Origin of the sequence: Flagellimonas algicida, assembly GCF_049629585.1 — a bacterium.
Taxonomy (GTDB): Bacteria; Bacteroidota; Bacteroidia; order Flavobacteriales; family Flavobacteriaceae; genus Flagellimonas.
On the sequence record NZ_JBMYIX010000005.1, the window covers coordinates 2,501 to 5,378 of the forward strand.

Genomic DNA, 2,878 nt, shown 5'->3' on the forward strand with positions numbered 1-2,878 from the left:
AACCTTGCCGGTAAAAGTAACTCGTAGGCTCATTATGCAAAAGGCACGCCGTCACGGATAAATCCGCTCCGACCGCTTGTAGGCGTATGGTTTCAGGGTCTTTTTCACTCCCTTGTTCAGGGTTCTTTTCACCTTTCCCTCACGGTACTGGTTCACTATCGGTCTCTCAGGAGTATTTAGTCTTGGCGGATGGTCCCGCCGGATTCACACAGGGTTTCACGTGCCCCGCGCTACTCAGGATACCACTATCTTTAACGTTCCTTGCCTGTACCGGGCTATCACCGTCTACGGCCCCTCTTTCCAAAGGGTTCCAGTTCGTCACGCAAAGAATGTCGTGGTCCTACAACCCCAACATTGCCGGAACAACATTGGTTTGGACTAATCCGATTTCGCTCGCCACTACTCTCGGAATCACTTTTGTTTTCTCTTCCTCCGCCTACTTAGATGTTTCAGTTCAGCGGGTTCGCCCACCTTGCGGTGTGACTGGCCTTCAACCAGCCGGGTTGCCCCATTCGGACACCCACGGATCAATGCTCATGTGCAGCTCCCCGTGGATTTTCGCAGCTTATCGCGTCCTTCGTCGCCTCTGAGAGCCCAGGCATCCCCCATACGCCCTTCTTTTGCTTGTCGCATTATGTGCAAAAGCACAAATGCCCTCTCGTAATCCTTATATATTCTATTCTACTTCGTGTTTCTTCTTTTGACTTCGCCATGATGGTATGACCATCACGCTCCGTCCCAATATGTCAATGAACTTTTCAAGTTATGAGTTCTCAGTGTTGAGTCCAGAGTAAAAACTCTTGACTCTTTAACTCCGAACCCTTAACTCGGATGTGGAGAATATCGGAGTCGAACCGATGACCTCCTGCGTGCAAGGCAGGCGCTCTAGCCAGCTGAGCTAATCCCCCATTTCTTTAGTTATGAGTTATTAGTTAGGAGTTATGAGCGATAACCCTGTAACTCAACTTCTAAAATTTCCTTCAGTATTTCTTAATGAACTTTTCAAAACCTTAAACTTTCAAACTTAAAACTTTGAACTTGCGGCTTCGCCGCTTTCGTAGTCTCAGGCAGACTCGAACTGCCGACCTCTACATTATCAGTGTAGCGCTCTAACCAGCTGAGCTATGAGACTGTCTTGGCCAAAAATTGCCCTATATCACAAAAAACATATCATAAACGACAGCACAAAGATCTTTAGGACCACCTCGTGCGGGACCCGTAACTTCCGGGCATCTCTTTCTCTAGAAAGGAGGTGTTCCAGCCGCACCTTCCGGTACGGCTACCTTGTTACGACTTAGCCCTAGTTACCGATTTTGCCCTAGGCCGCTCCTCTCGGTGACGGACTTCAGGCACTCCCGGCTTCCATGGCTTGACGGGCGGTGTGTACAAGGCCCGGGAACGTATTCACCGGATCATGGCTGATATCCGATTACTAGCGATTCCAGCTTCACGGGGTCGAGTTGCAGACCCCGATCCGAACTGTGACCGGTTTTATAGATCCGCGCCCCCTTGCGGGGTGGCTTCCCTCTGTACCGGCCATTGTAGCACGTGTGTGGCCCAGGACGTAAGGGCCGTGATGATTTGACGTCGTCCCCACCTTCCTCACGGTTTGCACCGGCAGTCCCGTTAGAGTCCCCATCTTGACATGCTGGCAACTAACGGTAGGGGTTGCGCTCGTTATAGGACTTAACCTGACACCTCACGGCACGAGCTGACGACAACCATGCAGCACCTTGCAGGCAGTCCGAAGAAAGGGGTATCTCTACCCCATGCAGCCTGCATTTAAGCCCTGGTAAGGTTCCTCGCGTATCATCGAATTAAACCACATGCTCCACCGCTTGTGCGGGCCCCCGTCAATTCCTTTGAGTTTCATTCTTGCGAACGTACTCCCCAGGTGGGATACTTATCACTTTCGCTTGGCCACGGAGACCGAAGTCCCCACAGCTAGTATCCATCGTTTACGGCGTGGACTACCGGGGTATCTAATCCCGTTCGCTACCCACGCTTTCGTCCATCAGCGTCAGTACATGGTTGGTCACCTGCCTTCGCGATCGGTGTTCTATGTGATATCTATGCATTTCACCGCTACACCACATGTTCCGGCAACCCCACCATGACTCAAGACCGCCAGTATCAAAGGCAATTCTACGGTTGAGCCGCAGACTTTCACCCCTGACTTAACGGCCCGCCTACGGACCCTTTAAACCCAATGATTCCGGATAACGCTCGGACCCTCCGTATTACCGCGGCTGCTGGCACGGAGTTAGCCGGTCCTTATTCTTACGGTACCGTCAGCCACCTACACGTAGGTGGGTTTCTTCCCGTATAAAAGCAGTTTACAACCCATAGGGCAGTCATCCTGCACGCGGCATGGCTGGATCAGTCTCCCGACCATTGTCCAATATTCCTCACTGCTGCCTCCCGTAGGAGTCTGGTCCGTGTCTCAGTACCAGTGTGGGGGATCCCCCTCTCAGGGCCCCTAACCATCGCTGCCTTGGTAAGCCGTTACCTTACCAACTAACTAATGGTACGCATGGCCATCCCTGTCCGATAAATCTTTAACCATAATATCATGCGATATAATGGTACCATGGGGCATTAATCCAAGTTTCCCTGGGCTATTCCCCTGACAGGGGCAGGTTCCATACGCGTTCCGCACCCGTGCGCCGGTCGCCGGCGGAAAAGCAAGCTTTTCCCCGCTGCCCCTCGACTTGCATGTGTTAGGCCTGCCGCTAGCGTTCATCCTGAGCCAGGATCAAACTCTTCATTGTATTTCCTTGAATGTCTGTCCGACACCCGGAAACCAGAGTCCCCGCATCAAAATGGTTCTTAATTCTCTTTACGCTGTCGTTACAATATGTATATGAACTTCTTTATT

Annotated in this window: 2 tRNA genes and 2 rRNA genes (1 of these 4 only partly in view); all 4 read right to left on the minus strand. The window is 51.7% G+C overall.

The features are described from left to right. Positions 1-630 (minus strand): 23S ribosomal RNA (locus ACPD8L_RS17210) (it extends 2,186 nt beyond the left edge of the window). A 204-nt stretch (positions 631-834) separates the two neighbouring features. Beyond that, a tRNA-Ala gene (locus tag ACPD8L_RS17215) sits at positions 835-908 on the minus strand. Between the two features lie 150 nt (positions 909-1,058). Further along, a tRNA-Ile gene (locus ACPD8L_RS17220) sits at positions 1,059-1,132 on the minus strand. A 113-nt stretch (positions 1,133-1,245) separates the two neighbouring features. Then, positions 1,246-2,771, minus strand: a 16S ribosomal RNA gene (locus ACPD8L_RS17225). The 16S and 23S rRNA genes sit together here with 2 tRNA genes alongside, the layout of an rRNA operon. Positions 2,772-2,878 lie beyond the last annotated feature (107 nt).